We start from the raw sequence: 837 nt of genomic DNA on the forward strand, positions 1-837 counted from the left end.
TGTCACGTGTCGAGGCGGGCGAACTGCTCAAGTCCATCCGCGCGTCGAGCGGGCTGGAGGGTGCGGCCCTCGGCGCGCTGGGTGACAAGGAGGCCAATACGCTGATCCTGGACCGGCTACGCGCCGCGCGCCCCGAGGACTTCATCCTGTCGGAGGAGTCGGTCGACGACCGCGCCCGCTGTGCCGCAAGCCGGGTCTGGATCGTCGACCCGCTCGACGGCACCCGCGAATATGCCAGCGGGTCGAGCGAGTGGGCGGTGCATATCGGCCTAGCGATCGACGGCCGTCCGGCCCTGGGCGCGGTGTCGGTGCCCGACCGCGATCAGGTGTTCGCGACCGACGACCTGCCCCCCCAACATCCCCCCTGCCCAGCGGGCCTGCGCGTTGTCGTCAGCCGTAGCCGCGCACCCGATATCGCGGCATGCGTCGGCAATCGGCTGGGGGCCATCATGATCCCGATGGGCTCGGCGGGTGCCAAGGCGATGGCGGTCGTGGAGGGGCGCGCCGATGTCTATCTGCATGACGGCGGTCAATATGAATGGGACAATTGCGCTCCTGCTGCCGTGGCGCTCGCGGCCGGGCTCCACGCCTCGCGGATCGACGGATCGCCGCTTGTCTATAATTGCGAGAACCCGCTATTGCCCGACCTGCTGATCTGCCGTCGGGAGGTCGCCGAGACCGTGTTGGAAGCGATTGCCCGGGGCTGATACAGGTTTCGGAAATGTGACCTTGTAACGTCTCATTCCCTCGTTCATGGGTCGCCGATGACGCTCATTCCCCTTGCCTTCGGACTGGCGGCCATGGTCGCGACGTTGGCGGGCGGGCTGCTGGCGCTGC

The 837-nt window shown here is 67.9% G+C and carries 1 protein-coding gene; it reads left to right on the forward strand.

Annotated elements, in window-relative coordinates:
- The coding region (locus tag SB4_RS18070; protein ID WP_058753677.1) for a 3'(2'),5'-bisphosphate nucleotidase CysQ at nt 1–707 on the forward strand (707 nt) is incomplete at its 5' end.
- Between the last annotated feature and the right edge of the window lie 130 nt (nt 708–837).

The sequence above is a fragment of the Sphingomonas sanguinis genome, assembly GCF_001476905.1.
Classification (GTDB): Bacteria; Pseudomonadota; Alphaproteobacteria; order Sphingomonadales; family Sphingomonadaceae; genus Sphingomonas; species Sphingomonas sanguinis_B.